Genomic DNA, 26199 nt, shown 5'->3' on the forward strand with positions numbered 1-26199 from the left:
ATATAGATTTAGAAGGGAGAACCACTCATGCCTGAAACAACGAATGAAACCTATCAGCCGTTGACCTTTGACGCGATCAAGATCGGTCTGGCTTCCCCGGAAAAGATCCTGGAGTGGTCCCATGGCGAGGTTAAAAAGCCGGAGACCATTAACTACAGAACCTTAAAGCCGGAGAAGGACGGTCTGTACTGCGAGCGTATTTTCGGGCCCAGCAAGGACTGGGAGTGCCATTGTGGGAAATATAAAAAGATCAGATATAAGGGCGTTATCTGCGACCGCTGCGGCGTTGAGGTAACAAAGTCCAGTGTCCGCCGTGAGCGTATGGGCCATATCGCCCTGGCTGCGCCGGTATCTCATATCTGGTATTTCAAGGGAATCCCCAGCCGGATGGGACTGATCCTGGATCTGTCCCCCAGAACCCTGGAGAAAGTCCTTTACTTCGCATCTTATATTGTACTGGATAAGGGAACCTCCGATCTCCAGTACAAGCAGGTGCTTTCCGAGAAGGAATACCGGGAAGCATACGATAAATACGGAAATACCTTCCGTGTCGGCATGGGTGCCGAGGCAATCCAGGAGCTGTTAAAGGCCATCGACCTGGAGAAGGATTCCGAAGAATTAAAGAATGCACTGAAAGATGCCAGCGGACAGAAGCGGGCAAGAATCATCAAGCGTCTGGAGGTTGTCGAGGCCTTCCGTGCCTCCGGCAACAAGCCCGAATGGATGGTTATGGATGTGATCCCGGTCATTCCGCCGGATCTGCGTCCTATGGTACAGCTGGACGGCGGTCGTTTTGCAACCTCCGATTTGAATGACCTGTACCGTCGGATCATCAACCGAAACAACCGTCTGGCAAGACTGCTGGAGTTAGGCGCTCCGGACATCATCGTCCGCAACGAGAAGCGTATGCTCCAGGAAGCTGTCGATGCGCTCATCGACAACGGCAGAAGAGGCCGTCCCGTAACCGGCCCCGGAAACCGTCCGTTAAAGTCTCTTTCTGATATGTTAAAGGGTAAGCAGGGACGTTTCCGCCAGAACCTGTTAGGAAAGCGTGTAGACTACTCCGGCCGTTCCGTTATCGTTGTAGGCCCCGAGTTAAAGATCTATCAGTGCGGTCTGCCGAAGGAAATGGCAATCGAATTATTCAAGCCCTTCGTTATGAAGGAGCTGGTTGCCAGAGGCATCACCCACAACATCAAGAGTGCCAAGAAGATGGTGGAGCGTCTTCAGACTGAAGTATGGGATATTCTGGAAGATGTTATTAAGGAGCATCCGGTTATGTTAAACCGTGCACCAACTCTGCATCGTCTTGGTATCCAGGCTTTCGAGCCGATCCTGGTAGAAGGTAAGGCAATCAAGCTTCACCCCCTGGTTTGTACCGCGTTCAACGCAGACTTTGACGGTGACCAGATGGCTGTCCATCTGCCCCTGTCTGTAGAAGCACAGGCAGAGTGCCGGTTTATGCTGCTGTCACCGAATAACCTGTTAAAGCCCTCCGATGGCGGCCCCGTTGCCGTTCCGTCCCAGGATATGGTTCTTGGTATTTACTATCTGACCCAGGAGCGTCCCGGATCTGTGGGCGAAGGCATGGTATTCAAGAGCATTAATGAAGCGATCCTCGCTTATGAAAATAAGGCTGTTACTCTTCACTCCCGTGTAAAGGTGAGAGTGAGCAAGACGATGGAAGACGGTAGCGTAAAGAGTGGTGTGGTAGAATCCACCGTAGGCCGGTTCCTCTTTAATGAGATCATTCCTCAGGATCTTGGATTTGTAGACCGGAGCGATCCGGAGAACGAGTTCAAGCTGGAGATCGATTTCCATGTAGGAAAGAAGGGCCTGAAGCAGATCCTTGAGAAGGTCATCAATACCCACGGCCCCATCAAGACAGCCGAGACGCTCGATGCGATCAAGGCCATGGGCTACAAGTACTCCACAAGAGCAGCCATGACTGTATCCATTTCCGATATGACCGTACCTGCGACAAAGAAGCAGCTGATCTCTGACGCACAGGCAACGGTTGACCGGATTGCAAAGAACTTCCGCCGCGGTCTTGTAACCGAGGAGGAGCGTTACAAGGAAGTTGTTGAGACCTGGAAGAAGACCGATGAAATCTTGACACACGATCTGCTGTCCGGCCTTGATAAATATAATAACATCTTCATGATGGCAGATTCCGGTGCCCGTGGTTCCGATAAGCAGATCAAACAGCTTGCCGGCATGCGTGGCCTGATGGCTGATACAACCGGCCGTACCATCGAGCTGCCCATCAAGTCCAACTTCCGAGAAGGTCTGGACGTACTGGAGTACTTCATCTCCGCTCATGGTGCAAGAAAGGGTCTGTCCGATACAGCTCTCCGTACCGCTGACTCCGGTTACCTGACAAGACGTCTGGTAGACGTATCTCAGGATCTGATCATCCGTGATGATGACTGCTGCGCCGGAAAAGCGATCCCCTACATGGAGATCAGCGCATTTACCGACGGCCGTGAGGTTATCGAGAGCCTGGAGGAGCGTCTGACAGGGCGTTTCATCGCTGAGGATATCGTCGATCCCGACACCGGCGAGGTAGTGGTGAAGGCAAACCAGATGTGTACACCGAAGCTGGCTGCCGCAGCCATGAAGGTGCTGGATAAGCTTGGACGCAAGTCCGTGAAGATCCGTACCATTTTAAGCTGTAAGTCCCATCTTGGTGTATGTGCAAAGTGCTACGGTGCCAACATGGCAACCGGCCAGCCGGTCCAGGTTGGTGAGGCTGTCGGCATCATCGCGGCGCAGTCCATCGGTGAGCCCGGTACACAGCTTACTATGAGAACCTTCCATACCGGCGGTGTGGCCGGTAACGATATCACACAGGGTCTTCCCCGTGTGGAGGAGCTTTTTGAGGCAAGAAAGCCCAAGGGCCTTGCCATTATCGCAGAGTTCGGCGGCACAGTCGCGATCAAAGATACAAAGAAGAAGCGTGAGATCGTTGTTACCGACAACGAGACCGGAAATTCCAAGACTTATCTGATCCCTTACGGATCCAGAATCAAGGTCCTTGACGGTCAGGTACTGGAGGCCGGTGATGAGCTGACCGAAGGTAGTATCAATCCTCACGATATCCTGAAGATCAAGGGCGTCCGCGCCGTACAGGATTATATGCTCCAGGAAGTACAGCGTGTATACCGTCTCCAGGGTGTGGAAATCAACGACAAGCACGTTGAGGTTATCGTTCGCCAGATGTTAAAGAAGATTCGCATCGAAAACAGCGGCGACAGCGGAATCCTGCCCGGCATCTCCATGGAGGTTCTGGACTTCGATGAGATGAACGAGAAGCTGATCGAGGAGGGCAAGCGTCCCGCAGAGGGCAAGCAGATCCTTCTTGGTATCACAAAGGCTTCCCTGGCAACCAACTCCTTCCTGTCCGCAGCATCCTTCCAGGAGACCACAAAGGTTCTGACGGAGGCTGCCATCAACGGTAAGGTCGATCCGCTGATCGGTCTGAAGGAGAACGTACTGATCGGTAAGCTGATCCCGGCCGGAACCGGTATGAAGCGTTACCGTTCCGTAAAGCTGAACACCGATGTAGAGCCCGATGATGAGATCGTTCTCTCCGAGGATTTCGGTGAAGACTTCGGCATGGATGAGCTTTCCATGGCCGAGGAACACGAAGCAGACGCCCCCGATGCAGAAACAGCAGAGGCTGATACTGCTGAAGCGGAAGAAGCAGAGGCTCCTGTGGCTGAAGAAGATACAACTGAAGAATAAAGAATTCGAAGGGGAATCCAGGAAATTGGATTCCCCTTCGTTCGCGAAATAGTAGAGCTCTGGAGCACGCGGGCAGGATTTCAACCAGCCGGAAGCGTGCATGTTTGCTGCGCAGGGGATGTTATGATCCATGGCAGCATGGTATTTAATATATCATGCATTAGCGAGGTAAGTTCTTTTTCGGATCCAAAATAGCAGCATTGAATTTCCGAAAATTTTTCAACTATGTGAAGGGCTTGGGAAACTATATCCAAAATCCGATACTTGCATAAAACAAAGTAGAGAATATCCCACATATTTCCTCAAAAGTCCAGCAATATGCTACAAAATATGAATTTTTCAAGGTACTATAGAAATAGAAAAAAGTTATTTATGGTTTTGACCCCGACATCATATAATAGGATTACAATTGAGAAAGGAGAATGAGGCCTTCTTTTTATTTGAACGATTTTGATATAAAATTTTTAGGTATATATTGTGATACAAATAGCTGAACATTCTGAAAATAAAAAGTTGGTTTGTTTTTTGATAATTAATAATATTAATTGGTCTATTCAGTCACATAAAAATGAAAATATAGATATATTGACATAAAAAATAAAAATGTGTTATCATAATAGAACAAATATATTATTGTTATATATTGATTATAGGAGGTGAATACAATGGGAATTAAATATTAATTTGGAGAGGCGGTGGCTATTATTATGAAAAAAAAGATGATTGCAATATTAATAGTAGTTGTGTTGATAGGGACTATTGGATTAATTCTTGTTATAAGAATGAAGCATACACCATTTTTTCTGGAAGCATCTCAAATAGAAAATATGAAGATAACTTATTTGGTAGGCGATGGGGAAATTCGAGAGAAAATATTAAAAAGAGATGAAATAGAAACGATATGCAACATGCTGAATTCTTTTGAAAAAGGCACTTGTAAATTGACTGATCCAGGAAAAGGTTGGAAAATATGGATTCAATATTCTGATAATAAGAGTTTACGCATTTTGGGTGACTTGTTGGTGATAGATGGTTTTGTGTGTAAAACGTATTCCGTACCTTTTGATAAGTTAAATGAATTGTTTCAGTACATTAATTCTTTAGATTAGTTAGGAGGTTGTTATGAGGAAGCGTATAAGATTTATATAATGATGGACATGGAAACCGTGGAGTATCTATTAATCTGGCATATACAGATTGGGTTATTCAATAGCTATTAAATTAGCTGAGATTAGTTTTAACAATCAAAGCTAATAAAAAGAGAGAAAGGCTGGAAGAAATTCTGACCTTCTTTTATTTAGTTATCATTGATACTCCTTGTTAATATTCGTGTTTCTTCGCGGATCCACTGCCCGGGCCAGACAGAGGCAACTAGTAAATGTGCCGGTTGGCTGGCCTGGGTGGAGCCGCGAAAAGGCAGATAAACTAAGCACGATAGCAGATTGCCCGTTCGGAAAACCTGTGCTATGATAACAGTAGTATGACGAGTCGGATGACGGGCAGCCGCATATCCGGCCGGAACGAATAATGCGCCGGCAGGCGTAAAAAAGGAGGAGCTTTTCATGGATCTTGGATTAAAGGGAAAAACCGCCGTGGTACTTGGCGGCAGCAAGGGAATCGGTTATGCCATTGCAAAGGCGTTTCTGCAGGAGGGCGCGAGGGTTGCCATCTGTGCAAGAAAGGAAGAGGAATTAAAGAAAGCGGCAGAGGAGCTTGGCGCTCTCGGCGAAGTATATTATGAAGCCATGGACGTGAGCAAGGAGCAGCAGGTGTATGATTTCGCCGATCATGTGGCTGCGAAGTTCGGAACGATTGATGCATGGGTGAACAATGTGGGAATCACCGTATTCAAAGAGGGCGATGAGTTCACCGATGCCGACATCGAGCTAATCACCGGCGTGACCTTCAAATCTGCCGTATTCGGCGGACAGGCTGCCTTCCGTTATATGAAGAAGCAGGGCGGCGGTGCCATTGTCAACATCAGTTCTCTGGCAGCGAGATGCCCCACAGCCGGAAGAAGTACCCTGTACGGCCCCATGAAGGCCGCCATCGTGAACCTGACCCAGACCCTGGCCGGTGAATATGCCGCTTACGGTGTCCGTGTCTGCTGCGTGATGCCCGGCTTTACAGCAACTCCCGCAGTGAAGGCAACGATCCCTCAGGCAGAGCTGGACTACAATGCAAGAGGCACGCTGTTAAACCGTGTGGCAGAGCCGAAGGAAATCGCAGCTCCCGTGGTATTCCTCTGCGGACAGGGTGCATCCTACATGACCGGAACCACCATCGAGGTATCCGGCGGACGGAGCGTGACCTTAAATCCCACCTACTCCTGGGACGAGAAGGCAAAAGCAGAGCAGGCGTAAAACAGGCGGGATCAGAAAATCCTGAAAGAAAAGAAAGATGGCAGCTGGCATGGATTTGCCGGCTGCTGTTGTCCTGGAGGAACAATCATGAGTAAACCGAGCATGGAGGAGCAGTTAAAAAGCGGAAAGATCCTGCCGCTCCTGTTAAAGCTGGCAATTCCCGGCACCATTGCCCAGATCGTCAATGCGTTGTACAGCATGGTGGACCGGATCTTCATCGGCCGCATGGAGGGCGTCGGCTTGACGGCCCTTGCGGGACTGGGGCTTACCATGCCCATCATTCAGATCATTTCGGCGTTCAGCTATCTGATCGGCCGGGGCGGCGCACCGCTTCTTTCTATAAAATTAGGGGAGAGCGACCGCGAAACAGCCGCGAAGCTCCAGGGACTTTCTCTGAGTCTCCTGCTGATTCTGGGCGCTGTTCTGACAGCGGTATTCTATGTGTTCTGTGATCCGATCCTGCGTCTGTTCGGCGCCAGCGCCGAGGCACTTCCCTATGCCTCTTCCTATCTGAAAATATATGTTCTGGGAACGATCCCGGTCATGATCAGCCTTGGAATGAATTCGTTTCTGAACGCCCAGGGGCAGGCTCTTTACGGGACTGTGACCGTGGTGATCGGTGCGCTCTTAAATCTGATCCTGGATCCGATCTTTATTTACAAGCTTCACATGGGGATCGCCGGAGCCGCGCTGGCAACGCTGATCTCCCAGACCGTTTCCGCCATCTGGGTGCTGTATCTTTTAGTGTTTTCCAGACGGCTTTCGGTACGGATCAGGTTCAAAAACATGGCGCTCAGCTGGTTCCATACAAAAAAGATCTGCGCCCTCGGTGTTTCGACTTTTATCTTTCTGTTCAATGAGAGTGTGGTTCAGATCCTGGTCAATCTGCTTTTACGCTACTGGAGCCCGGACAGTGCCTCCGGAGATCTGTATATTGGCTGCATGACCATTGTTTACAGCATGTCCCAGATCTTTTTCATGCCGCTTCAGGGAATTACCCAGGGCGCACAGCCCATTGTGGGCTACTGTATGGGTGCTTCTGATTACGGCCGTATGAAGAAAACGATCCATTATGCCCGGATCTGTTCTCTGACCTGCTCGGTGACACTGTGGCTGGTCTATATGCTCTTCCCCGGGCAGGTGGCAGCACTGTTTACCAATGATGGAGCACTTCTGGCAGCCTGTACCACCTCGATCCGTATTGCGTTCTGCATGAACTTTGTGATCGGTATGCAGATGGTGAACCAGCACATGTTCATCGCCATGGGAAATGCCAAGTATTCCCTGATCTTCGGACTTATGCGGAAGATCTTCGTACTGGTGCCGCTGGTTCTGGTGTTCCCGTTCTTTATGGGCGTCATGGGCGTGTTCCTGGCAGAGCCCGTGTCCAATGTGATCACGGTAACAGTGACTTATCTTGTATTTACAAGGTACATCAACGGACTGGAGAGGGAGGCTTTATGAAAAAATTGTTTATTGGCCTGATATCCTGCGTTGCCGGACTGCTAATCATTTTGAGTGTGATGGGTTCTTATAAAAAAAGAAAGCAGGCAGAGGATAGATGTTTAGCATTGACGACATTAGAATCACCGGACATGATTTATCTGGAGAAAGACAATCGGAAGGTAATGATATCTGCCGGCGATTCGGAATACGAGGAGATTCACCAGCTTGTGTCGGACTGCTGGGAAAACAGCTTGAAAAACGGAAAACTGGAATTTGTGTTATTATCGTATATCACAGAACCGGAAGAGGATACGATTCGACTGACGTATCATTATGATTCGCCGATCTTATGGCAGCGTTATGGCACGGATGGGATGGTAATCGAGGCAGATACGTATACATTTTTTCCGTTTTATAAGCCGTATGCAGAGAATGCAGTGATTTCCGAAAAGCAAAACTATACAACAGAAGCATATGTGATCCGATTTCATGCAAGTGAAGAACTGAGGGAGAAGCTCACGGAAATCTGGACAGATCATGCGGAAGCTCTTGGATAGAACATTCAGCCGGCCGGTCCGGGTGGGCCGTGAAAAGCGATTTTTTCGGAGTTTTTGTGCATTTTCCTGTCTGTTTCCCCCTTGACTTTTCTTCCGCCCGCTTCTATAATGAAAAACGATAGGCAAAATGCCCAGACGGAGACAGTAGGCCGGCAGGAAAGTCACAGAGACCCGGGGACAGGTGGGAGCCCGGGATGAGTAATGGCGGACTGAAGATCACTCCCGAGCAGCAGGCTGAAGAACAAAGTAGGCCGGGCCGGTTTCCCCCGTTAAAAGGAGCGTGTATGACCGGAAACGGTGTACGCAGAACAGGTGGTAACACGAAGAATAAGCTTCGTCCTTTTCTGGACGGAGCTTTTTATGTTAGCAGGATTCCGTTGGAATTCCTGCTAACATAAAAGCCCTGCCGGGCGGGATCGCACTGCGGCGCAGAGGAAGCATGCCGCGAGAGCGGCGCGCCGCAGGCGAAGAATGTGCCAAGGCACATTCTTATCGTATATTTATCGGATTTATTTAATCTATCAGGAGGTATACTATGTATAACAAAGTCCCCACAAACATGAATTTTGTGGAACGGGAAAAGAAGGTCGGAGAGTTCTGGAAAGAGAACGAGATCTTCGAGAAGAGTATTGAAAACCGGAAGAAGGGTGAAACCTATACCTTTTATGATGGCCCGCCGACTGCAAACGGCAAGCCCCATATCGGTCATGTGCTGACCCGTGTTATCAAGGATATGATTCCCCGTTACCGTACCATGAAGGGGTATATGGTACCCAGAAAGGCCGGCTGGGATACCCACGGACTTCCCGTTGAGCTGGAAGTCGAGAAGATGCTGGGACTGGACGGAAAGGAGCAGATCGAGCAGTACGGTCTGGAGCCGTTCATCGAGCATTGTAAGGAGAGCGTCTGGAAATACAAGGGCATGTGGGAGAAATTCTCGGATACCGTCGGATTCTGGGCGGATATGGAGCATCCTTACGTAACGTATGATAATGATTTCATCGAGTCCGAGTGGTGGGCATTAAAGAAGATCTGGGATAAGAAGCTGTTATACAAGGGCTTCAAGATCGTACCCTATTGCCCTCGCTGCGGAACTCCGCTGTCCAGCCATGAGGTTGCCCAGGGCTACAAGGATGTCAAGGAACGTTCCGCCGTTGTCCGCTTTAAGGTAAAGGACGAGGACGCCTATTTCCTGGCATGGACGACGACTCCCTGGACGCTGCCCTCCAACATCGCCCTCTGCGTAAACCCCGATGAGGACTATGCAAAGGTCAAGGCGGCAGACGGATATACCTATTATATGGCGACCGCGCTTCTGGACACCGTTCTCGGAAAGCTCGGAAAAGACGGTGCTCCTGCGTATGAAGTGCTGGAGACCTATAAGGGCAGGGATCTGGAATACAAGGAATATGAGCCGTTATTTGAGTGTGCGAAGAATGTGGCAGACAAGCAGCATAAGAAGGCATTCTTTGTGTTATGTGATACGTATGTTACGATGGGCGACGGTACCGGCGTGGTTCATATCGCTCCGGCATTCGGTGAAGATGATGCCCGTGTATGCAGAAAGTACGGCAATATGCCGTTTGTACAGCTGGTTGACGGAAAAGGTGACATGACCGCAGATACACCGTTCGCCGGACTGTTTGTCAAGGATGCCGATCCCAAGGTGCTGCAGTGGCTGGACGAGAGAGGACAGCTTTTCGATGCGCCCAAGTTCGAGCACAGCTATCCTCATTGCTGGAGATGCGGAACGCCTCTGATCTACTATGCGCGTGAGTCCTGGTTCATCAAGATGACCGAGGTAAAGGAGCACCTGATCCGCAATAACAACACTATCAACTGGATTCCCGAGAGCATCGGAAAGGGACGGTTCGGCGACTGGCTGGAGAACGTTCAGGACTGGGGCCTTTCCAGAAACCGTTACTGGGGAACTCCTTTAAATATCTGGGAATGTGAGTGCGGCTGCCAGCATTCCATCGGAAGCATTGAGGAGCTGAAGAGCATGTCTCCCAACTGCCCCGACAATATTGAGCTGCACCGTCCTTACATTGATGATGTGACCATCACCTGCCCCGACTGCGGAAAGCAGATGCATCGTGTTCCCGAGGTGATCGACTGCTGGTTCGATTCCGGTTCCATGCCGTTCGCACAGCATCATTATCCCTTTGAGAACGAGGATCTGTTCAAGCAGCAGTTCCCGGCACAGTTTATCTCCGAGGCTGTTGACCAGACAAGAGGCTGGTTCTACTCCCTCCTTGCCATCTCCACCTTGCTGTTCGACAAGGCGCCTTATGAGAACGTAATCGTTCTGGGCCATGTTCAGGATGAGAACGGCCAGAAGATGAGCAAGTCCAAGGGCAACGCGGTAGATCCCTTCGATGCACTGGAAACCTACGGAGCCGATGCAATCCGCTGGTATTTCTACATCAACAGCGCACCCTGGCTGCCCAACCGGTTCCATGGCAAGGCGGTTATGGAGGGACAGAGAAAGTTCCTGGGAACCTTATGGAACACCTACGCATTCTTTGTCCTGTATGCGAATATTGATAACTTTGACGCAACAAAATATACACTGGACTACACGAAGCTGTCTGTTATGGACAAATGGATCCTGTCCAAGATGAACAGCATGGTCAAGGCTGTGGACGACAACCTGGCAAACTACCGGATTCCCGAAGCGGCAAGAGCACTTCAGGAGTTCGTGGATGATCTGTCCAACTGGTATGTAAGAAGAAGCCGTGAGCGTTTCTGGGCAAAGGGCATGGGACAGGATAAGATCAATGCCTACATGACCCTCTACACTGCACTGGTAACGGTCAGCAAGGCAGCGGCACCCATGATTCCGTTCATGACCGAGGATATTTACCGCAACCTGGTCTGCTCCATCGACAAGACCGCGCCCGAAAGCGTTCATCTGTGTGACTTCCCCACCGTATGTGAGGAGCATATAGACAAGGAGCTGGAGGATAACATGGAGCATGTCCTGAAGGTTGTTGTCATGGGACGTGCATGCAGAAATACCGCCAATATCAAGAATCGTCAGCCCATTGGCAAGATGTTTGTGAAGGCACTGTTCACGCTTCCGGAGTTCTACGAGGAGATCGTGGAGGATGAGCTGAATGTGAAGAAGGCTGTATTCACCGATGATGTGCGTGAGTTCACAACCTATACCTTCAAGCCTCAGATGCGGACGGTAGGACCGAAGTACGGAAAGCTGTTAGGTCAGATCAAGGCAGCACTCTCCGGTCTGGACGGCAATGCAGCCATGGATGAGCTTAATGAAAAGGGCTTCTTATCCATGAGCATCGGCGGAACGGAAGTAACTCTCGGAAAAGAAGATCTGCTCATCGACATGACTCAGAAGGAGGGCTATGTGACCGAAGCAGATAAGGAAGTAACCGTGGTTATGGACACCAACTTGACGCCGGAGCTGATCGAGGAGGGCTTTGTCCGCGAGATCATCAGCAAGATCCAGACCATGAGAAAGGAAGCCGGCTTCGAGGTCATGGACCAGATCAATCTGTATCAGGATGAGAACGAGAAGATCGCCGGAATCCTGAAGGATTACACCGATCAGATCAAATCTGAGGTCCTGGCAAAGAATATTTACATCGGAAAGATCGCCGGATACGAAAAAGACTGGAATATTAACGGCGAACATGTTATGCTTGGTGTGGAGAAAGCGACTGTTTAAGAGCGACATCTGGGGTTACACCGATGGGGCCGCGAATAAAATGTTCAGTCGGGGGGCTGAAATGACCAAAGGAGGTAATCATGTCCAGCTATCAGTTTAATAAGGAACAGTTCAAGCAGGAAGTAGTCAGTAATGTAAAGAATCTTTACCGCAAGACCATTTCCGATGCGACACCGGCACAGGTGTTCCAGGCAGTAGCCTACGCTGTGAAGGATGTCATCATCGATGAATGGATTGCAACCCATAAGCAGTATGTGGAGCAGGACGCCAAGACCCTGTATTACATGTCCATGGAGTTCCTCATGGGCAGAGCCCTTGGCAATAATATCATCAATATCCGCGCCAGAGAAGGGATCCGCGAGGCACTCGATGAGCTTGGCTTTGATCTCAATGTGATCGAGGACCAGGAGCGTGATCCGGCTCTCGGAAACGGCGGCCTCGGCCGTCTGGCGGCTTGTTTCCTGGATTCCCTGGCAACTCTGGGCTATGCGGCCTACGGCTGCGGAATCCGCTATAAGTACGGGATGTTCAAACAGGCCATCCGTGACGGCTTCCAGATCGAGGAGCCCGATGACTGGCTGAAGGACGGCAATCCGTTTGAAGTGCGCCGTGACGAATATGCCTGTGAGGTTAAGTTCGGAGGCTATGTAAAGACCGAATGGAGAGACGGAAGAAACTGGTATGTCCAGGAGGGCTATCAGTCTGTCCGTGCAGTGCCCTATGATCTTCCGATTGTCGGCTACGGCAACAACGTAGTCAACAGCCTGATGATCTGGGATGCAGAGCCCATCAACACCTTTAACCTGGATTCCTTTGATAAAGGCGATTATCTGAACGCCGTAGAGCAGGAGAACCTGGCAAAGAACATCGTTGAGGTTCTTTATCCCAATGATAACCATTATGCAGGAAAAGAGCTGCGGTTAAAGCAGCAGTACTTCTTTATTTCTGCCAGCGTGCAGCGTGCCATCAAGAAGTTCAAGGCACTGCACAGCGATATCCATGAGCTTCCGGAGAAGGTGATATTCCAGATGAACGATACCCATCCTTCAGTTGCCGTGGCAGAGCTGATGCGGATCCTGGTGGATGAAGAGGGTCTGGGCTGGGATGAAGCATGGGATATCACAACGAGAACCTGTGCGTACACCAACCATACCATCATGGCAGAGGCACTGGAAAAATGGCCCATCGACCTGTTCTCCAGACTGCTGCCCAGAATCTATCAGATCGTTCAGGAGATCGACCGCCGCTTCGTTCTTCAGATCCAGGAGCAGTATCCCGGAAATGAAGAGAAGATTCAGAAAATGGCGATCCTCCGCGACGGACAGGTAAAAATGGCTCATCTTGCCATTGTCGGAAGCTTTTCCGTCAACGGTGTGGCAGAGCTTCATACCGAGATCCTGAAGAAAGAGGTTCTGAAAGACTTCTATGAGATGACACCCTGGAAGTTCAATAATAAGACAAACGGTATTACCCAGAGACGGTTCCTCCTTCACGGAGATGAGCTTCTCGCAGACTGGGTGACGAAGAAGATCGGAACGGACGAGTGGGTAACTGACCTGTCCAAGATCAAGGCGCTGGCCGGGTATGCGGACGATAAGAAGTCCCAGAAGGAATTCCAGGAGATCAAGTACAAGAACAAGGTACGTCTGGCCCGGTATATCAAGGAGCACAACGGCATCGATGTGGATCCCAATTCCATCTTCGATGTTCAGGTAAAGCGTCTCCATGAGTACAAGAGACAGCTCATGAACATCCTTCATGTCATGTATCTCTATAACCAGTTAAAGGACAATCCGGACATGGATATGGTGCCCAGAACCTTTATCTTCGGTGCCAAGGCTGCTGCCGGTTATAAGATCGCAAAGCTTACGATCAAGCTGATCAATTCAGTGGCCGATGTGATCAACAACGACAAGTCCATTGGCGGCAAGATCAAGGTCGTATTCATTGAGGACTACCGGGTTTCCAATGCGGAGATCATTTTTGCGGCAGCTGATGTCAGCGAGCAGATCTCCACAGCCAGCAAGGAGGCTTCCGGCACCGGCAACATGAAGTTCATGTTAAACGGTGCACTGACTCTGGGAACCATGGACGGCGCCAATGTGGAGATCGTGGAGGAAGTCGGAAAGGACAATGCATTTATCTTTGGCATGAGCGCCAAGGAGGTCATTGACCTGGAGAACAACGGCGGCTACAATCCCATGGATATCTTCAACAGTGACGCGGAGATCCGCCAGGTACTGATGCAGCTCATCAACGGCTTTTATTCACCGAAGGATCCCGAGCTGTTCCGTGACCTGTACAATTCTCTGCTGAATACCATGAGCACCAGCAAGGCGGATACGTACTTTATCTTAAAGGATTTCCGTTCCTATGCAGATGCCCAGAAGCGTGTGGACACCGCTTACCGTGACAGGACCTGGTGGACAAAGGCTGCGATCCTCAATGTAGCCTGCTCCGGAAAGTTCAGCTCTGACCGGACCATCCAGCAGTATGTCGATGAGATCTGGCATCTGGATCCTGTGACAGTGACCATGGAGTAAAAACAGAAAATAAATAAAAAAGCAAGTAACCGGCCCGCAGGAGAATGAATCCCTGCGGGCTGTGGTATCTGCAGAAAAATGCTCCGGGACGCTTTTTGCCCGGAGGAAGGAACGATACAGCACAGCGGGAGGGAGAGTATGAAACAAACATCCAGAAAAACAGTGGATCTGACAGAGGGGGTGATCTGGAAGCAGCTGTTGTTTTTTGCCCTGCCTCTTCTTGGCTCCAGCCTGATCCAGCAGCTTTACAACACGGTGGATCTTTTGTTTGTGGGGAATCTGGTTGGAAAGAATGCTTCGGCGGCCGTCGGCTCCAGCGGGATTCTGGTGGCCTGCGTGGTGGGATTCTTTACCGGTGTCAGTGTGGGAGCCGGGGTGGTGACGGCACAGCGGATCGGCGCAGAGGATGTGGCCGGGACAAAAAAGGCAATTCATACGGCTGTCTTTCTGGGACTTTTCGGCGGAGCGGTTCTGTCGGTGTTTGGAGTCCTTCTGGCTCCGGTGCTGCTTACCTGGCTTCATGTTCCGGAGGAGATTTTTTCGGACGCATCGGCCTATCTGCGGCTCTATTTTGGCGGACTGTTTTCCATTGTGACCTTTAACATGTGTGCCGGGATCATCCGTGCCACGGGGAATTCCAGAGTGCCTATGGTGATCCAGCTGATCGGCGGAATCATCAATGTGGCTGTGGATGCCGTGTTTGTGGCAGGGCTGCGCTGGGGAGTCCTTGGAGCGGCCATGGCCACACTCCTGTCCCAGACGGCGGCAGCACTTCTGGCGTTTGCTTTTCTGCTTCGGGAGGAAGAACCGTATCGCCTGCATATCAGATGCATCAGGCCGGACCGGGACAGTGCAAAACGGATCCTTGCCATCGGCATACCGGCCGGGCTCCAGAGTCTGGTCATCGAGTTTTCCAATGTGCTGATCCAGTACCAGATCAACGGATTTGATGTGGATGCCATTGCGGCATTTGCTGTTTATTTTCAGGCGGAGCTTCCCATCTACTATCCCATTGCGGCTTTCGGACAGGCAGCCACAACGTTTTCCGGTCAGAATACCGGCGCAGGAAACATGAAACGGGTAAAGCAGGGGGCGCTGGTCTGTATTGCCATGGGAATCGGAGTCACCGTTATTACCTGTGGGCTGATGACCGTCTTTGCCCGTCCGATCTTCGGCCTCTTCAACAAAGAAGAGGCAGTGATCGCTTACGGTATCCAGGCGGCCCGCTATTCCTTCCCCTTTTACTGGATCTATGTGATTCATGAGGTCCTGGCCTGTACCATCCGCGGGACAGGAAAATCACTGCCGCCCATGCTCATCATCTTAATGAATCTCTGTGTGATTCGAAGTATTCTGCTGTTCTGGATCATGTCCTTCTTCCACGACATCCGTGGGGTGGCCATTGTGTACCCCATTACCTGGGTACTGACCTCAACGGTGATGGTGCTGTACTACCGGTTTGGGCACTGGGAGAGGTTGACAGAAAAAATAGTTTTATAGTATAACTATATTAGTAGAAAAGGTACGCCGTTTCTTACGGTTGTACCTTTCTTTTGTAAAACAGAAAATTTCCCGGAATTTATCAGTCTATAAAAGCAGAACAGCAGGAAAGAGGGAGGACAGTGACAGAAAAAGAGATCTGTGAGCTTCTGGAGAAGAAGCAGTATAAAACGGTTAAGGAAGCGTTTGCGGAGATGAACGAGGTCGATCTGGCGGAGCTTCTGGAAGAGCTTCCGGAGAAACAGATGGTCATGGCATTTCGGCTTGTCGGAAAAGAAAAAGGTGCAGAGACCTTCAGCAACATGGAGGCGGAGCAGCAGCAGATCCTGGTAGAAGCCTTTACCGACCGGGAGCTGAAAGAGATCCTTGACGATATGTTTCTGGATGATACGGCAGATCTTCTGGAGGAAATGCCGGCTAATGTGGTAGAGCGTATTTTGTCCAATACAGATCTGCAGACCAGAAGGCAGCTGAATCAGCTTCTGAGCTACCCGGATGACAGTGTAGGCAGTGTCATGACGGTAGAATATGTGGATCTGAAGCCGCAGATGACGGTGAAGGAGGCGATCACCAAGATCCGCCGGGTCGGGATCGACAGCGAGACGATCTATACCTGTTATGTGATCCGGAATAAAAAACTTCTGGGGATCGTTACAGCCAAGGATTTACTGATCGGGAATGAGGACCGGGTCATTGAGGACATCATGGAGACGAATATTATTTCTGTGAATACCCATGATGACCAGGAGGAGGCCGCGAAGCTGATCCGCAAGTACGGCCTTATTGCACTTCCTGTTGTGGACCGGGAAGGCTGCATGGTCGGGATCGTGACTGTGGATGATGCTATGGAGGTGTTACAGGATGAGGCAACGGAGGATATTGCCCTCATGGCAGCTGTGGCACCCAGTGAGGATCCCTATTTTTCCACACCGGTCTGGAAGCATGCAAGAAACCGGCTTCCCTGGCTGCTTCTTCTGATGCTTTCCGCAACCTTTACGGGAATGATCATCAATAAATATGAAGAAGCCTTTGCGGCAATCCCGGCGCTGGTCGGTTTTATTCCGATGCTGATGGATACCAGCGGAAACGGCGGCTCCCAGAGTGCGGCGCTGATCATTCGAGGTATGGCTATTGACGAGATCAGTCTTGGCGACTTCTTTAAGGTCGTCTGGAAAGAGATCCGCGTGGCGCTTATGGTCAGTACGACTCTGGCCATCGTCAATGGGATCCGGATCTATATCATGTACGGCCAGAATATGAAGCTTGCGGTTCTGATCGGTATGACTCTGGTATGTACGGTCAGCCTGGCGGAGCTCATCGGCAGCAGTCTTCCCATGCTGGCAAAACGCCTGAGGCTGGATCCGGCGCTGGTGGCGGCCCCTCTGATCACAACCTGTGTGGATGCGGCGGCTATCACGATCTATTTTTCCATTGCGACCAGCCTGTTTAAGCTGTAAGACGGAAACGCTGAAAGCGGGAAGGATGCAGACGAATGTTCCAGACATGGAAGAAAGAAACAGGAGAACGAGATGCCAACAAGAAAAGAAATGAAAAAACGGAGTAAGCATGCTCTGAAACGTCATTATTTCATTTATCTGGCGGCCTGTCTCATTGCCGCATTTCTGGGGACCGAGTTTACCGGCACGCTGCGGTCTGTCCGGTCGATCCGTCCGGGAACAGAAACAGAGAGTGTTTCCGGCGTGGCGGCCTCCGGAGCCGGTATCAAAAAGGGAATTTACGATGTCTATACCGATATTGTGACGGGCGATACGGAGGCGGGAAAAACACGCTCCGAGGCCATAAAAGAAGCTGCTGTTCAGAAAGCGGAGAACGGAAATCCGGCTCTGGGGAGGACGCGCGGCGTTTTCGCACAGATCGTTAACAATATCACCAGCGGAACCTTTCTGGTGACTCTGGCAAGTGCGATCTTTAATATTACCGGCTCGGAAAATTCTGTGACAGCCGTGTTCCTGCTTGGGAGCATGCTGCTCAGCTTTTCCCTGTGGTTTCTTTTGACGAATATGTACCGTGCGGTATCCAGGAGGATCTTTCTGGAGGGACGGACCTATGAAAAGGTATCGATCCAGCGGTTTCTGTATTTTTACCGGGTCAAGAAATGGATCCATGTGTCCTGGGTCATGTTTGTGCGTGTGATCTGGGAAATGCTCTGGTGGCTCACCATTGCCGGCGGCGTCATCAAGCATTATTCCTACTATATGGTGCCTTATATTATCGCGGAGAATCCGACGCTTTCCGCAAGAGAAGCCGTCACCCTCTCCCGGCAGATGATGAAGGGGCACAAGTGGGAGTGCTTTGTGAACGGCCTGTCCTTCCTTGGATGGAACCTGCTGGGAATCGTGACCTTCGGTCTGCTTCCGTTATTCTTTACAAACCTGTATGAAAGTGCTTTTTACAGCGAATACTATGCGGTACTGCGCCACGAGGCGCGAAAAAACCGGATCGAAGGCTTTGAAAAGCTCAACGATACTTATCTGTTTGAGCCTGCGCCGGAACGGGTGCTCCGGAAAGCCTATGCCGATGTCTATGAAGTAAACCGGGAAAAAATACCGGAGCTTCAGCTTCACGGCTTCAGGGGCTTTCTGGCCAGATGGTTCGGTGTTGTCCTTACAGAATCGGAGGAAGAGCGTGCCTGTGAAAAGCAGGAGGCAAAAAGGCTTCAGTATACGGTCTACAAAAGTGCGGCAGAGGGACTTTCCTATCCCGGCCGTCTCCATCCGATCCCGGAGAGGGAGAAGCGGAGAAAGGCCGAGACGATCCTGTATACCAGATTTTATTCCGTGTGGTCGGTGATTCTTCTGTTCTTTACCTTTTCCTTCATCGGCTGGCTGTGGGAGGTAAGCCTCCATCTCATCAGCAACGGCGAGTTTGTGAACCGTGGCGTGCTCCATGGTCCCTGGCTTCCCATCTACGGAACCGGCGGTGTCCTGATCCTTTTACTCTTAAATCGTCTGCGGAAAAAGCCGGTGGCTGAGTTCTTTGGTGCTGTCGTACTCTGCGGCATTGTGGAATATTTCACGGCCTGGGCACTGGAGCTGACCCATAATGGCATGAAATGGTGGGATTACAGCGGTTATTTCCTGAATCTTCATGGCCGGATCTGCGCCGAGGGGCTTCTGGCGTTCGGACTCGGCGGAATCGCCATCGTCTATGTGGCTGCGCCCATGCTGGACAATCTGTTCCGGCAGATTCCGAAAAAAGCCGTGATCCTGCTCTGTGTGGTACTGGCAGGCATTTTTGTCACCGACACCGTATATTCCAAATTTAATCCAAATACCGGAAAAGGAATTACCAGTGCAGCAGCCGCGAAAGAGGATTCTTCCGTATAGATACCGACGTTTCTAACGGAACTTGACTCCCGCTTGAAATCGTCGGTATCCATTTCGTATCTATATTTCTCCACGGATCCACTGCCCAGGCCAGACAGAGGCGGCTTATAGATGTGCCGGCTGGCCGGTCTGGGTGGAGCTGCGAATGGTGACGTTTCCGAGACTGCAAAGCAGTGTAAAAGTATTGACTATCCGATGAATTTGTGGTAAGATGGGGGAGCGTATGGAAGCAAAGGGCTCTTTTTTTTTGGCCCGAATTACAAAAAAACGATAACGGAGGTGGAAGTTGTGCGTGTAAGAGTAACATTGGCATGTACGGAATGCAAGCAGCGGAATTACAACATGACAAAGGATAAGAAGACACATCCTGAGAGAATGGAAACCAAGAAGTATTGCAAGTTCTGCAAGACACACACGCTGCATAAGGAGACCAAGTAATTGGTGACTGCGGCAGGAAAGTGAGATCGAACATGGAAGAAAGCGCAAAGAAGAAAAAAAGTGTGTTCAAGAACCTGAAAGCAGAGTTCAAGAAGATTATCTGGCCCGACAAGAAGTCTTTCACAAGAGAGACCGTTGCGGTCGTGCTCACATCTGTGTTCCTGGGTGCAGTGATTGCATTGCTGGATCTGGTGATCAAGTTCGGCATCAATTTCGTAATATAAGGATAGGTGAGGGATATGGCAGAGTCGAATTGGTATGTAGTGCATACTTATTCCGGATATGAAAACAAGGTAAAAGTTGATATTGAAAAAACAATTGAAAACCGCAACCTGCATGACCAGATCCTGGAAGTGACCGTTCCTATGGAAGATGTTGTGGAGGTCAAAAACGGAGTAAAGAAACAGGTTCAGAAGAAACTGTTTCCCGGTTATGTCCTGATCAACATGGTTATGAATGACGAAACCTGGTATGTCGTAAGAAACACCAGAGGTGTGACTGGTTTTGTTGGACCGGGATCCAAACCGGTTCCCTTATCCGATGCAGAGATGCTGCCGCTGGGGATCCAGAAGGGCGAGCTTACCCTGGATCTGGAGCTTGGAGATGCCGTGGTTGTAACTGCCGGCGCCTGGGAGGGTACCGTTGGAAATATCCGCGAGATCAACGAGAGCAAACAGTCTGTTACCATCAATGTCGACATGTTTGGCCGGGAAACACCGGTTGAACTGAGTTTCACAGAAGTGAAAAAGATGTAGCTAAACGTCTGCCGGTTTTATCCGGGCAGCGCGTGGGAGGCGTAAAGCCGTTAATCGGGACAGCGTGTCTGTCCAATACCACATGATTTAGGAGGTGCCTAAAATGGCAAAAAAAGTAGTTGGTTTTATTAAATTACAGATTCCTGCTGGTAAGGCAACACCCGCTCCGCCGGTTGGTCCTGCACTGGGTCAGCATGGTGTGAACATTGTTCAGTTTACAAAGGAATTCAACGCAAGAACCGCTGACAAGGGAGATCTGGTTATCCCCGTTGTCATCACCGTTTATGCGGACAGAAGCTTCAGCTTCATTACAAAGACTCCGCCTGCAGCTGTTCTGTTAAAGAAAGCATGCAACATCAAGTCCGGTTCCGGCGTTCCCAATAAGACAAAGGTTGCTTCTATCTCCAAGGCAAAGCTTCAGGAGATCGCTGAGATGAAGATGCCCGACCTGAACGCAGCTTCCCTGGAAGCAGCAATGAGCATGGTCGCCGGTACAGCTCGCAGCATGGGTATCACCGTAGAGGACTAATTGAACAATGATGGTGTGGGAGGGATATTCCCGCAATTACCACTAGGAGGTTTGTTTTATGAAAAGAGGAAAAAAATACGCAGAAGCTGCTAAATTAGTTGACCGTACTGTTCAGTATGATCCCGCAGAGGCGGTTGCACTTGTTAAGAAGACTGCAGTAGCAAAGTTCGATGAGACCATCGAGGCTCATATCAGAACAGGCTGCGACGGACGTCATGCAGATCAGCAGATCCGTGGCGCTGTTGTTCTTCCCCACGGAACAGGTAAGACTGTCCGCGTTCTGGTTTTCGCTAAGAATGCGAAGGCTGACGAGGCTCAGGCCGCAGGCGCAGATTTCGTAGGCGCTGAGGAACTGATTCCGAAGATCCAGAATGAAGGCTGGCTTGATTTCGATGTAGTTGTTGCTACTCCCGATATGATGGGTGTTGTTGGACGTCTGGGCCGTGTACTTGGACCGAAGGGCTTAATGCCCAACCCCAAGGCTGGTACCGTAACCATGGACGTAGCAAAGGCAATCGCTGATATCAAAGCCGGTAAGATCGAGTACAGACTGGACAAGGCCAATATCGTACATGTACCCGTTGGTAAGGCTTCCTTCACAGAGGAACAGCTTGCTGACAACTTCCAGACGTTAATGAATGCAATTATAAAGGCAAAGCCCAGCACCTTAAAGGGTCAGTACCTGAAGAGTGTTACCCTGACCTCTACCATGGGCCCTGGTGTAAAGGTTAATACCGTAAAGTTCATGGCTTAATCGGTTCGGAAGCAGTCCGGTGAGAGAGCCGGAGGCGGAAGGATCTGCTGTGAAGATCAGGCTGCGGGAAAAACTTCCGCAGCCTGTAAAAAAAGAATTGACATGGGAGCGATCTTATGTTAATTTATACAGGTACGGTTTCCGTACATTCGCCGAAGACAGCAGGTACCGAAAGGTGTAAGTCGAAACGCCTGCCGAGGATAATAAGATTGACAATATGTGAATCCTTATAACCCTTGTATGTTCAGGCATAGAAGGGTCTTTTATTTTCACTGAAACTTGGTTTTGGTGGTCGGCGATAAAATAAAATAAGGAGGAAAATGGAATGGCAAAAGTAGAACTGAAGCAGCCGGTAGTAGAAGAGATTTCTGCACTGTTAAAAGACGCAAAGTCTGCTGTAATCGTTGATTACCGTGGTCTGACTGTTGAGCAGGATACCGAGCTGAGAAAGCAGCTTCGCGAAGCCGGTGTTCATTATAAGGTATACAAGAACACCATGATCAACTTCGCAATTCAGGGAACAGATTTCGAGCCCATGAAGGATCAGCTTGAAGGCCCCACCGCTCTGGCAACCTCTGCTACCGATGAGACTGCTCCCGCTAGAATCCTCAATACATTCGCTCAGAAGGCTGATAAGCTGGAACTTAAGGGCGGTGTTGTAGAGGGAACCTACTATGATGCAGAAGGCATTAAGGTGATCGCTACGATCCCCAGCAGAGACGAGTTACTGGGCAAACTGCTCGGAAGCATCCAGTCTCCCATCACGAATCTGGCTCGTGTACTCAACCAGATCGCAGAGTCCAAGGCAGAGTAATCTGCGGATTTCAAACGGTTTTGTCATCAGAAATTATAAAAGAGTATTTACGAATAATAAAATTTATGGAGGTAAATTCAAATGGCAAAGTTAACTACAGCAGAGTTTATTGATGCTATCAAAGAGTTAAGCGTATTAGAGTTAAACGACCTGGTAAAGGCTTGTGAGGAAGAGTTCGGCGTATCCGCAGCAGCAGGCGTTGTTGTTGCAGCAGCAGGCGCTGGCGCAGCTGCAGCTGAAGAGAAGACTGAGTTCGACGTTGAGCTGACCGAAGTTGGCCCTAACAAGGTTAAGGTTATCAAGGTTGTTCGTGAAGTAACCGGTCTTGGCCTGAAGGAAGCTAAGGACGTTGTTGACGGCGCTCCCAAGGTTCTCAAAGAGCAGGCTTCCAAGGAAGAAGCTGAAGAGATCAAGACAAAGCTGGAAGCTGAAGGCGCTAAGGTTACTCTTAAGTAATTTTGGTTTCGGTAAAAGTTTAAAGCTTGTGATGAAGGAGATGGAGAAATCCATCTCCTTTTTGTGATGGAGGATTTTCCATACAGATCCCGACATTTCAGACGGGAGTCAAGTTACGTTTCCTGTGAATCTCCATGCGCTGATTCGCCGCCATTCGCGCTGGAACTCGCCCTGCGGGCTCAGACAAAGACGCTCGGTGTCGGCTGCTGGCATGGATATTCACGATGGAAGCCTCACATACTCCCGCTTGAAATTTCCGGGATCTGGCTATGTCCCCTAATCGTCCAGCAAATATTGACGGTTATTATGCTTTCTGATATCCTATAACTATCATAAGGTTTGTCATATAAATGAGTGAGTCCATGCGGTGAATCAGTCTATTGATTACCGGAAAGGAGCGAATTATGGGAAAAACGCAAAGGGATTCTTTTGGAGATCGTTCGCCTGCAACAAAACGTTGTTCCTGGGTACTGATCGCAGTCAATGTGATATTGGTTCTTCTGCTCTGGGGACTTCCGATCCTGCGGGATTACGCCCAGGCGGTTATGGTGCGGACCTACAATCTTTCCATGGTTTATCTGGTGTATGCCTGCCAGGGGGTGATTCTGCTCCTGATCAGCTTTGACGCCTTTTTCTATTCTTACTGCCCGCGTTCCATGCGAAGAATCTGCCAGATCATAACAGCTCTGATCATGGCGGTTCTTGTGTTTGTGTGCCGGTTCCGTACGGATTTTCTGTTTCTGGTTTTTATGCTTCTGTTGTATCTGGTCAACTGGGGATTTAATGAGATCAAATACGGGAAGGGATGATAATATGAATAGGAATAAAAAGCTAAATATAATAAAAATGATAATTGTATTCGCTGTTTTGGGGATAGCGCTGATTATTTCGCGATTTTCTGAACATAAAATGATATATAACGCGAACACACTTGAAATAAACAGAATAATTTACTGCGGAGATGATGTTACGAATGAAATAAATGGGGCGAAATTAAAAGAAGAACTGATAAAGTTGAGAGTAAGAAGAAGCCTGGCTGTGATGAAATCTTATAGGCAGGAGGATTATTTAATAGAAATAGATGCAAATGCGGATGGGAAACCGTTACATATATTGATTGGAAATGAAAGTTTGTGTTATGAGGGAACAGGTAAAATTATAAAAAGAATCTCAGGAGGTGAAAAAATATTGAATAGTTGGAGTTCTCTGTATGCAGTGGATCAGTACTGACAATACAGAGAACTCTTTTCCATTTCACAGGAAAGTTCGTCCTATGAAATAAAAAACGAATCAGACTATTTTGCGGCTTCCCAGTCGGCTTCGCTGTCGAAGCATTCTACTTCAATCTTATAGTTCTTTACTTCGCCGGGCTTTAAGAAGTGGAGAGCGCCGTTTTTACGGAGTTCCGCGCGGCCTTCCAGCTTGCTGATGCAGGGCTCCAGGCCAAGGACATAGTCCCGCTCGCCCATCATCTTCCATTCGGTCATATAGGGAATCTCTTTTTCATCCCAGCGGATCGCCAGGCCGACATTTACATCGGGATTGTAGAGCTTCGCGCAGGCGGCATGATCCTCGAATTCATGATAGTAGCACTGCTCCTGGAAATTGGGGAGTGGCGTGAGCATCTGATCCCAGGTATCGAGATCCTCGGCGGCGCGGGGATCGCGGGGAATCACGTTCTTGGAAGAAACCTTCAGCTTTGCATGCTCGCTTAAAAGCGGATAGCCCATGTTCATATGGTAGAGCAGCATAAACGGCTCATCGGCGGAGCCTTCGTTTTTAATGGTGTCCTCGATCGTCAGCTTATTGCTGCCGTACTCACAGGAAATGGTTCTGGTGAGCGATAATTTTTGCTTGAAGATCTCCATGTCATTGATCTTTGCATGGATCTGAATTTTTCCATCTTCCTCAGTGTAATAAATCTGATCCGCAGGGGTGTTGGAAATCGTTCCATGGAGCGGGCAGGGAACATCACCGTCCACGCTGGGGGTACCGATGGACTGTAAACCGCAGGTGGTCAGGAAACCACAGGTGAATGATTTTAAAAATCCGAAGCCGGGCTGGTCGTAGTAAGCAGGCGCGACATAACCGGCAGGCCCCATATAATTCAGACTGACACCACGGAAAGAAAGGCGGGAAATATCAGCTGCGCGGTCTGCCGAAACTGTGAATTCCAGGCCGCTTCCGTTACGAACCTGAAACAGCCGCATACCATCACCTTTTCCTCCTACAAGACGGTGCTCTTCCACACCGCAGAACTGAGTATCATGTCCATAATAATTTCTGTTTACCATATCGGAATCCTCCTTGATCTGTCTCTCTCTGAAATGAAACGGGGGTGAAGAGGCAAGAGCGTTGTTCTGAAGTCTATTATAAAGCCGGGAGGCGGGACGGTCAATGGGGCAGGGAACCAAAATATTGGTTAAAATCTTGTTGAACTGTCCGGGGTATGCTATGATAGTACAATCAGAACAGGGAGCGATGCAATGATTTTTTTATATGAACAGTCGGATAAAAAAAGCCGGGAAGAACGGCTCCGGGAAGCGGGAGAATTTTATCTGAATAAGCTCGGGAGGTCAATGCCGCAGGCAGAGGACTGCTGGCGGGTAGAACGGACGAAGCGCGGGAAACCGTTTTTTCCGGATCAGCCGGGTCTGCAATTTTCTATCAGCCACAGTGGAAGTGTCTGGGCATGTGTCATGGCAGAGCATCCTGTGGGGCTGGATATTCAGAAACATACCCGGCTTTCCCATGAAACGGAGCAGGAAGCTGCAGAGCGGTACGGGCGTATGGCTGTCCGCTTTTTTCATGAACGGGAAGCGGCGTATGTGAAGAAAGATCCGGGAACAAGGTTTTTTCAGATCTGGGCGGCAAAGGAGAGCTATGTAAAATATACGGGCCGGGGAATTGAGGCAGATTTTTCAAGATTTTCGGTGATCCCGGATGAGACCGCAGCAGAAGAGACTGAGCGGAAGATGAAGCAGAAACATACGGAGCAGGGAGAGCTTCTCTTTTTCCGGGAATGGTCATATCCGGCAGGGATGAGCCTTTGTGTCTGTACGGAATGGCCGGAGGAACAGGAAATCTGGCTGCGGACAGAACAGGAACTGATTTTGAAGAGAACGGACAGAACAGAATTATTGGAATGGTCGATAAAAAAGACTGATAAGATATATAATAAAATGAAATAAACAAACAGATGAAATATTATTTCATGTTTTTATCCAATCCGGATAATTTCATATAAAGGCATCGT

21 protein-coding genes and 1 other annotated feature are annotated in these 26199 nt (G+C 49.5%); of the genes, 20 read left to right on the forward strand and 1 reads right to left on the reverse strand.

What is annotated here, in order from left to right; all coding sequences use genetic code 11:
* Positions 1 to 27: 27 nt before the first annotated feature.
* The 19 genes from rpoC to ACTQ3K_RS04150 all read left to right on the forward strand — a co-directional run bounded on the left by rpoC (position 28) and on the right by ACTQ3K_RS04150 (position 24173).
* Positions 28 to 3747 (forward strand): DNA-directed RNA polymerase subunit beta', encoded by a 3720-nt coding sequence (gene rpoC, locus ACTQ3K_RS04060; RefSeq protein WP_441565962.1) that lies wholly within the window; start codon positions 28 to 30, stop codon positions 3745 to 3747.
* 707 nt (positions 3748 to 4454) lie between these two features.
* Positions 4455 to 4856, forward strand: coding sequence for a hypothetical protein (locus tag ACTQ3K_RS04065; protein WP_441565961.1), 402 nt, complete (start codon positions 4455 to 4457; stop codon positions 4854 to 4856).
* 453 nt (positions 4857 to 5309) lie between these two features.
* The gene (locus ACTQ3K_RS04070; RefSeq protein ID WP_441565960.1) at positions 5310 to 6110 is read left to right on the forward strand and encodes an SDR family NAD(P)-dependent oxidoreductase; all 801 of its coding nucleotides are present in this window, start codon (positions 5310 to 5312) and stop codon (positions 6108 to 6110) included.
* A gap of 87 nt (positions 6111 to 6197) precedes the next feature.
* Positions 6198 to 7574 (forward strand): MATE family efflux transporter, encoded by a 1377-nt coding sequence (locus tag ACTQ3K_RS04075; protein WP_441565959.1) that lies wholly within the window; start codon positions 6198 to 6200, stop codon positions 7572 to 7574.
* 107 nt (positions 7575 to 7681) lie between these two features.
* Complete coding sequence (locus ACTQ3K_RS04080) at positions 7682 to 8113, forward strand: hypothetical protein (protein WP_441565958.1); 432 nt, start codon at positions 7682 to 7684, stop codon at positions 8111 to 8113.
* A gap of 535 nt (positions 8114 to 8648) precedes the next feature.
* Entirely contained in the window at positions 8649 to 11807 is a 3159-nt protein-coding gene (ileS, locus tag ACTQ3K_RS04085) for an isoleucine--tRNA ligase (protein WP_441565957.1), read from the forward strand.
* Positions 11808 to 11887: 80 nt separating this feature from the next.
* Entirely contained in the window at positions 11888 to 14350 is a 2463-nt protein-coding gene (locus ACTQ3K_RS04090) for a glycogen/starch/alpha-glucan phosphorylase (RefSeq protein ID WP_441565956.1), read from the forward strand.
* A 138-nt stretch (positions 14351 to 14488) separates the two neighbouring features.
* Positions 14489 to 15850: an MATE family efflux transporter gene (locus tag ACTQ3K_RS04095; protein WP_441565955.1), complete on the forward strand. Its 1362-nt coding sequence runs from the start codon at positions 14489 to 14491 to the stop codon at positions 15848 to 15850.
* 122 nt (positions 15851 to 15972) lie between these two features.
* Complete coding sequence (gene mgtE / locus ACTQ3K_RS04100; protein ID WP_441565954.1) at positions 15973 to 17307, forward strand: magnesium transporter; 1335 nt, start codon at positions 15973 to 15975, stop codon at positions 17305 to 17307.
* A gap of 72 nt (positions 17308 to 17379) precedes the next feature.
* Positions 17380 to 19197, forward strand: coding sequence for a DUF975 family protein (locus ACTQ3K_RS04105; RefSeq protein WP_441565953.1), 1818 nt, complete (start codon positions 17380 to 17382; stop codon positions 19195 to 19197).
* Between the two features lie 288 nt (positions 19198 to 19485).
* Positions 19486 to 19635: a 50S ribosomal protein L33 gene (rpmG, locus tag ACTQ3K_RS04110; protein WP_441565952.1), complete on the forward strand. Its 150-nt coding sequence runs from the start codon at positions 19486 to 19488 to the stop codon at positions 19633 to 19635.
* A gap of 32 nt (positions 19636 to 19667) precedes the next feature.
* Positions 19668 to 19859 (forward strand): preprotein translocase subunit SecE, encoded by a 192-nt coding sequence (gene secE / locus ACTQ3K_RS04115; RefSeq protein WP_441565951.1) that lies wholly within the window; start codon positions 19668 to 19670, stop codon positions 19857 to 19859.
* A gap of 15 nt (positions 19860 to 19874) precedes the next feature.
* Complete coding sequence (nusG, locus tag ACTQ3K_RS04120; RefSeq protein WP_441565950.1) at positions 19875 to 20390, forward strand: transcription termination/antitermination protein NusG; 516 nt, start codon at positions 19875 to 19877, stop codon at positions 20388 to 20390.
* A gap of 103 nt (positions 20391 to 20493) precedes the next feature.
* A complete protein-coding gene (rplK, locus tag ACTQ3K_RS04125) occupies positions 20494 to 20919 on the forward strand; it encodes a 50S ribosomal protein L11 (RefSeq protein ID WP_441565949.1) in 426 nt (141 codons plus the stop codon).
* Positions 20920 to 20977: 58 nt separating this feature from the next.
* Complete coding sequence (rplA, locus tag ACTQ3K_RS04130) at positions 20978 to 21673, forward strand: 50S ribosomal protein L1 (RefSeq protein WP_441565948.1); 696 nt, start codon at positions 20978 to 20980, stop codon at positions 21671 to 21673.
* Positions 21674 to 21807: 134 nt separating this feature from the next.
* Positions 21808 to 21947 (forward strand) — a sequence feature (ribosomal protein L10 leader region).
* A 51-nt stretch (positions 21948 to 21998) separates the two neighbouring features.
* Complete coding sequence (rplJ, locus tag ACTQ3K_RS04135; RefSeq protein WP_441565947.1) at positions 21999 to 22487, forward strand: 50S ribosomal protein L10; 489 nt, start codon at positions 21999 to 22001, stop codon at positions 22485 to 22487.
* 81 nt (positions 22488 to 22568) lie between these two features.
* Positions 22569 to 22943 (forward strand): 50S ribosomal protein L7/L12, encoded by a 375-nt coding sequence (rplL, locus tag ACTQ3K_RS04140; RefSeq protein ID WP_441565946.1) that lies wholly within the window; start codon positions 22569 to 22571, stop codon positions 22941 to 22943.
* A 404-nt stretch (positions 22944 to 23347) separates the two neighbouring features.
* Positions 23348 to 23752, forward strand: a complete 405-nt coding sequence (locus ACTQ3K_RS04145) for a hypothetical protein (RefSeq protein ID WP_441565945.1) — start codon at positions 23348 to 23350, stop codon at positions 23750 to 23752.
* A 4-nt stretch (positions 23753 to 23756) separates the two neighbouring features.
* A complete protein-coding gene (locus tag ACTQ3K_RS04150; protein WP_441565944.1) occupies positions 23757 to 24173 on the forward strand; it encodes a hypothetical protein in 417 nt (138 codons plus the stop codon).
* A gap of 65 nt (positions 24174 to 24238) precedes the next feature.
* On the opposite strand, the gene ACTQ3K_RS04155 is transcribed toward ACTQ3K_RS04150, so the two are convergent.
* A complete protein-coding gene (locus ACTQ3K_RS04155) occupies positions 24239 to 25237 on the reverse strand; it encodes an aldose 1-epimerase family protein (protein WP_441565943.1) in 999 nt (332 codons plus the stop codon).
* Positions 25238 to 25429: 192 nt separating this feature from the next.
* Here ACTQ3K_RS04155 and ACTQ3K_RS04160 point away from each other — a divergent pair, with 192 nt between their 5' ends.
* Positions 25430 to 26134 (forward strand): 4'-phosphopantetheinyl transferase family protein, encoded by a 705-nt coding sequence (locus ACTQ3K_RS04160; protein WP_441565942.1) that lies wholly within the window; start codon positions 25430 to 25432, stop codon positions 26132 to 26134.
* Positions 26135 to 26199: the final 65 nt, after the last annotated feature.

It is taken from the genome of Candidatus Paralachnospira sp. LCP21S3_A2, from assembly GCF_052118925.1.
GTDB lineage: Bacteria > Bacillota > Clostridia > Lachnospirales > Lachnospiraceae > Lientehia.

Coding starts and splice junctions, on each gene's coding strand:
- rpoC (WP_441565962.1), top strand. CDS start 28: ATGCCTGAAACAACGAATGAAACCTATCAGCCGTTGACCTTTGACGCG.
- ACTQ3K_RS04065 (WP_441565961.1), top strand. CDS start 4,455: ATGAAAAAAAAGATGATTGCAATATTAATAGTAGTTGTGTTGATAGGG.
- ACTQ3K_RS04070 (WP_441565960.1), top strand. CDS start 5,310: ATGGATCTTGGATTAAAGGGAAAAACCGCCGTGGTACTTGGCGGCAGC.
- ACTQ3K_RS04075 (WP_441565959.1), top strand. CDS start 6,198: ATGAGTAAACCGAGCATGGAGGAGCAGTTAAAAAGCGGAAAGATCCTG.
- ileS (WP_441565957.1), top strand. CDS start 8,649: ATGTATAACAAAGTCCCCACAAACATGAATTTTGTGGAACGGGAAAAG.
- ACTQ3K_RS04090 (WP_441565956.1), top strand. CDS start 11,888: ATGTCCAGCTATCAGTTTAATAAGGAACAGTTCAAGCAGGAAGTAGTC.
- ACTQ3K_RS04095 (WP_441565955.1), top strand. CDS start 14,489: ATGAAACAAACATCCAGAAAAACAGTGGATCTGACAGAGGGGGTGATC.
- ACTQ3K_RS04105 (WP_441565953.1), top strand. CDS start 17,380: ATGCCAACAAGAAAAGAAATGAAAAAACGGAGTAAGCATGCTCTGAAA.
- secE (WP_441565951.1), top strand. CDS start 19,668: ATGGAAGAAAGCGCAAAGAAGAAAAAAAGTGTGTTCAAGAACCTGAAA.
- nusG (WP_441565950.1), top strand. CDS start 19,875: ATGGCAGAGTCGAATTGGTATGTAGTGCATACTTATTCCGGATATGAA.
- rplK (WP_441565949.1), top strand. CDS start 20,494: ATGGCAAAAAAAGTAGTTGGTTTTATTAAATTACAGATTCCTGCTGGT.
- rplA (WP_441565948.1), top strand. CDS start 20,978: ATGAAAAGAGGAAAAAAATACGCAGAAGCTGCTAAATTAGTTGACCGT.
- rplJ (WP_441565947.1), top strand. CDS start 21,999: ATGGCAAAAGTAGAACTGAAGCAGCCGGTAGTAGAAGAGATTTCTGCA.
- rplL (WP_441565946.1), top strand. CDS start 22,569: ATGGCAAAGTTAACTACAGCAGAGTTTATTGATGCTATCAAAGAGTTA.
- ACTQ3K_RS04145 (WP_441565945.1), top strand. CDS start 23,348: ATGGGAAAAACGCAAAGGGATTCTTTTGGAGATCGTTCGCCTGCAACA.
- ACTQ3K_RS04150 (WP_441565944.1), top strand. CDS start 23,757: ATGAATAGGAATAAAAAGCTAAATATAATAAAAATGATAATTGTATTC.
- ACTQ3K_RS04155 (WP_441565943.1), bottom strand. CDS start 25,237: ATGGTAAACAGAAATTATTATGGACATGATACTCAGTTCTGCGGTGTG.
- ACTQ3K_RS04160 (WP_441565942.1), top strand. CDS start 25,430: ATGATTTTTTTATATGAACAGTCGGATAAAAAAAGCCGGGAAGAACGG.